The 4,095-nt window shown below is 69.1% G+C and carries 5 protein-coding genes; 3 read left to right on the top strand and 2 right to left on the bottom strand.

Features of this window, described 5'->3' with window-relative positions; genetic code table 11:
- Window positions 1–571 precede the first annotated feature (571 nt).
- Window positions 572–1,423, bottom strand: a complete 852-nt coding sequence (locus GA0115254_RS41985) for a LysR family transcriptional regulator (protein ID WP_256103098.1) — start codon at window positions 1,421–1,423, stop codon at window positions 572–574.
- An 81-nt stretch (window positions 1,424–1,504) separates the two neighbouring features.
- On the opposite strand from GA0115254_RS41985, the gene GA0115254_RS41980 reads away from it, so the two are divergent.
- From GA0115254_RS41980 to GA0115254_RS45105, 3 genes are all read left to right on the top strand, one after another.
- A complete protein-coding gene (locus GA0115254_RS41980; protein WP_176740524.1) occupies window positions 1,505–1,999 on the top strand; it encodes a cupin domain-containing protein in 495 nt (164 codons plus the stop codon).
- 170 nt (window positions 2,000–2,169) lie between these two features.
- A complete protein-coding gene (locus GA0115254_RS41975; RefSeq protein WP_093900517.1) occupies window positions 2,170–2,529 on the top strand; it encodes a DoxX family protein in 360 nt (119 codons plus the stop codon).
- Window positions 2,530–2,737: 208 nt separating this feature from the next.
- Window positions 2,738–3,262 (top strand): hypothetical protein, encoded by a 525-nt coding sequence (locus tag GA0115254_RS45105; RefSeq protein ID WP_176740523.1) that lies wholly within the window; start codon window positions 2,738–2,740, stop codon window positions 3,260–3,262.
- Between the two features lie 56 nt (window positions 3,263–3,318).
- Here the strand turns inward: GA0115254_RS45105 and GA0115254_RS41965 are convergent.
- Window positions 3,319–4,095, bottom strand: a 777-nt coding sequence (locus GA0115254_RS41965; RefSeq protein ID WP_256103097.1) for a transposase, incomplete at its 5' end; no start/stop codon positions are given.

Below are 4,095 nucleotides of genomic sequence, written 5' to 3'. Positions count from 1 at the left end.
TTTGAGGGGCACCACACCACCTCAGCGCATCAACACCTTGTTGTCAACATGGTGTTGATTCCGAAGGGGCGGAGTACCCGAGCCCGACCATGGGGGAATCGGGCACTCCGGAAATTTTCGATCTCGGCCCCTCGTGATCGACCACCAGGAGCCCGGACCACCCCGGACACGGTGATGCGGATCTGCTCGCCGTTGGGCGGGGGTGTCACGTCGTCACGCCGCGAGCGCAGCGCGGCCGGCCGAACCCGGGCCCCGCCCAGGGCTGTTGGGGTGTGTGCGGCCTTGCGAAAGAGGGCTCAGCGACAGCTCACCGGATCAGGGCGGCGACGCAGGTCTCCACGGCCTGGCCGAGCCCCTGCCGCGGGTGGAACCGGTCGGCGACCCGGAGGGCATCGGGGGCGCCGAGCCGAGCACCCTCGGCGTGGGCGCCCGCCCGGTCCCGGCAGATGATCTCCGCGCCGGGGTGGGCGGTCAGCCATGCGGCCAGCGGTCCCGATTCGCGTGGGAGGCAGTTCCGAGGGCCGCGGCGGTCGAATTGTTCACGGGATGCGGCAGCGCCGGTTGCCGGTGCTCAGTGGCGGTATGCGGCTGTCGCGATCTCGACGAAGGACCGGATCAACGGGTTGGTGTCACCTTCGTTCCACACAGCGACCACTCGGCTCGGCGCCATGTCGATCAGCGGTACCGCGGCCAGCTCTGCGGGCAGGTCGTGTCCGAGCGGGGCCAGGCCGACCGTGCCGTTCCACAGCACGGCCTGCAGGCATTCCTGGACGGCGCGCACCACTGGGCCCTCGCGCGGCCTGCCGCCGTTCCAGTACGACTGCCAGACGGGGTCGGTGCCCTGAGGGAACTGGAACCAGCGGCGGTCGCTCAGCTCGGCCAGCCGCAGCCGGTCGCGGCGGGCCAGCGGATCGTCGGCGCGCAGGACCACGCCGACCGGATCGCTTCGCAGCGCACGCACCGTCAGGGCGGTCTCGTCGAACGGCGCCCGGGTCAGGGCGATGTCGACCAGCCCGGCGCGCAGCCCGCACGTCGGGTCGGTCAGGTCGGTGTCGCGGATGCGGATGTCGATGCCGGGATGGCTTCGGCGGTAGGCGGCGGCCAGCCTGGACACTCCCGGGTCGGTGCCGTCGCCCAGGATGCCGACGGTGATGGTCGCGACGCCGGCCGCCGCGCTCACGCGTACACGGACGCGGTCGGCGTGGTCGAGCAGGGCCCGCGCCTCGTCGAGCAGCACCGTGCCCACCGAAGTGAGCGTGACGCCGGTGGGCGAGCGGGCGAAGAGCAGGGCACCGACATCGGCCTCCAACTGCTTGATCGCCCGGCTCAGCGGCGGCTGACTCATGTGCAGTCGGGTGGCGGCCCGGCCGAAGTGGAGTTCCTCGGCGACCGCCACGAAGTAGCGCAAGGTCCGTAGCTCCACGCTGCAACGATACCCACGGGGTATCGGAGCTGCGGGATGGGTCTTGGACACTGGCGGGGTCCCGGCGGTGCACTCGTGAGCATGACCGAAGAAACGAAGACCAGCGAGCCGCAGGCCGACCCCGCCGTATCGGTGGTGGGTCCCGGCGACGGCGAGACGATCGTTCTGGGCACCACACGCATGCGCGTTCTGGAGGACGGCAGCCACACTGGGCACCGCCTCGCGATCGCCGAGTCCGTCCTCGCCCCGCACACCCAGGGACCGCCGCAGCACCGCCACGCCCAACACGACGAGGGCTTCTACATCCTCTCCGGCACCGTGCGGTTCACCGTCGGGGACGAGGACTGCGACGCCACCACGGGCACGCTCGTGATGGTTCCGCCCGGTACCCCTCACACCTTCGCCAACCCGACCGACCAGCCCGCCGTCATGCTCAGCACATTCACCCCCGACCTGTACGTGCAGTACTTCCGAGACCTTCAGGAGGTGCTCGCCGGCGGCCGGCCGCTGACGCGGCAGGCCAACATCGACGCGATGAGCCGCTACGCGACCGAGCCCGCCACCGACCTCGCCTGAAGTCGACGGATGGAACGGTCCGGCCGCCCTCCTTTCGACCGCGGGGCCGTGTCACTCCCGTCCTTCGGCGGGTCCGACCCCTCGGACGACGGACCAGGCCTTCTCCAGGGCTCTTCTGGCCATTGACGCAATCGAGGGCCCCGTGAACCGGTGGCCCATGAACGGGAACCATGAACATCGCCTATTGGATCGTCGCGGGACTGCTCGCCCTCTTCTACTTCTACGCAGGCACGCTGAAGGTGATCCGCAGCCGCGATCAACTGCGACCGATGATGGCCTGGGTCGACCGCATACCCTTGCCCGCCCTCAGGGCGCTGGGGACGGTCGAAGTACTCGGCGCGACCGGCCTGGTCCTGCCACCGCTGACCGGCATCGCGCCCTCGCTGGCGCCGGCCGCAGCCATCGGCTTCGTCCTCCTGCAGACCGGTGCGATCGCCGTCCACCTGACCGGCGAAGACCGCCGGATCGCACTCAACGTCGGGCTCACCGCCGCCGCGGCCATGACCATCTGGCCGGCCACCAGGCTGTGACCGAGCACAGTCCTCGACCGGAGGATGCGAATCCGGGGCCAGCCGCCCCACGGCCGCTGTCATTTCTCGGTTCTGGCACAGATCTTGGGGAGCGGTCGCGGAGTGTCACCGGGGCAACAGCATGAGTTGGGTCAGCCCGCAGGGCGGTTTGCCGGGACAGTCGAAATTTCCGGGCACTCTCGCGAGCCGTGCTGGCATCGTATGAATCATGGTAGCGATAGACGACACATCCGAACCTGACAGCCCTGTCCGCAGCGCCTATCCGCCCCTGGTGGAGGCAGCGTGGCTGTATCAGGCGGATCAGGTGTGTCCGGAAGACCTGCCGATGACCGCTGCCCAGGCACTCGCAATCGGAATGGACACGCCGGCCCTGTGCGAGCTCGCCGGTCTGCCGCGTCATGCGGACCCCCGGGACATCCGTGACACATTCGAGCAGGCTCTTCAAGAATTGGGGATCAAACTGCCCGATCACCACCTGGCCCGACGATACGCGCTGCGCAGGCTGGCCGCGCGATTCACCGCCGGGGAGGTGGATCTTGCCGAGTTGGCATCGGACGAGTGGTCGGAGATGGAGGTCGAGACCGCTGAGGAGCAAGCATTCGTGGCGCTACTCCCGCCATGCGCGTGCTGCATCGAGTACACGCTGGGGCTCGACGAGGCGGCATGGGAAGCACAACTGCAGATTGCGGCCTGTGCCTTGGTCTCACAGCCCACTGTCAGGCCGCGCTTCTAACAAGTGGGGTCAGAAGGCGTTTCTGGCGCAACATCTGGGGTCGCGGTCGCGGAGAGTCACTGAAGCAGGATCATCTTGCGGAGTAGTTCAAATCCGGCTCGGCCGTAGAGCTGCCTCTTGATTTTCTTGATCCGGTTGACGGCGCCCTCGATGCTGCCGGAGCTCCAGTCGAGAGTCAGCCCGGCGGTCACGGCGTCGAGGTCTCGGAGCAGGTGGAGTGCGAAGCCGGTGAGGCCGGGCAACTGGCTGGCGTCGACCGCGTCGATCCAGGTGGGGAGTGTGGAGCCGAGGCGGTCGGTGAGTATCTTGCCGAAGTCGCGGACGTGTCCGGCGGCCGTGTCCAGTTCGGGGCAGCGGGCCAGGATGTCCTTCAGGCCGGCCCGGTCTTCCTCGGCCAAGGTCGTGGGGTGCCGGGTGAGCCAGCCGGTCACCTGCCGCACCGTCGGCGGCCGGGCCGGCGCCTCGGACGGAACCCCGCGCAAAGTGGCGATGTGCGCGCGGACCATGCCGTAGGTGACAGGAGCGTGCTCGGCTATCAGCTCGCCGTGCAGTCGGGTGACGCTGGTGCATCCCTCGGCGAATCGTCGTTCGAGGTAGGGCTTGTAGGGGTCGAGTCTGCTGGGCCGGGGCCGGTTGTCGCGGATGGTGTCCTGCCAGCGTGCGGCGTTCGCGTACCGGAGGACGGTGTTGAGGCCCCCAGCCCAGGTGCCGGGCGATCGCCCGGCGTGAGTGGCCTTGGGCGAGCAGTTCGTGGACCAGTGAGTGTGCTGCCTTCTTCCGCTCGGCACGCCGGCCGACGGGGTCCGAGTCGTCCTGCGACCGCCCGGGAGCGT

This window comes from Streptomyces sp. Ncost-T10-10d (assembly GCF_900091955.1).
Classification (GTDB): Bacteria; Actinomycetota; Actinomycetes; order Streptomycetales; family Streptomycetaceae; genus Streptomyces.
This window is presented reverse-complemented; position numbering and strand designations above follow the sequence as displayed.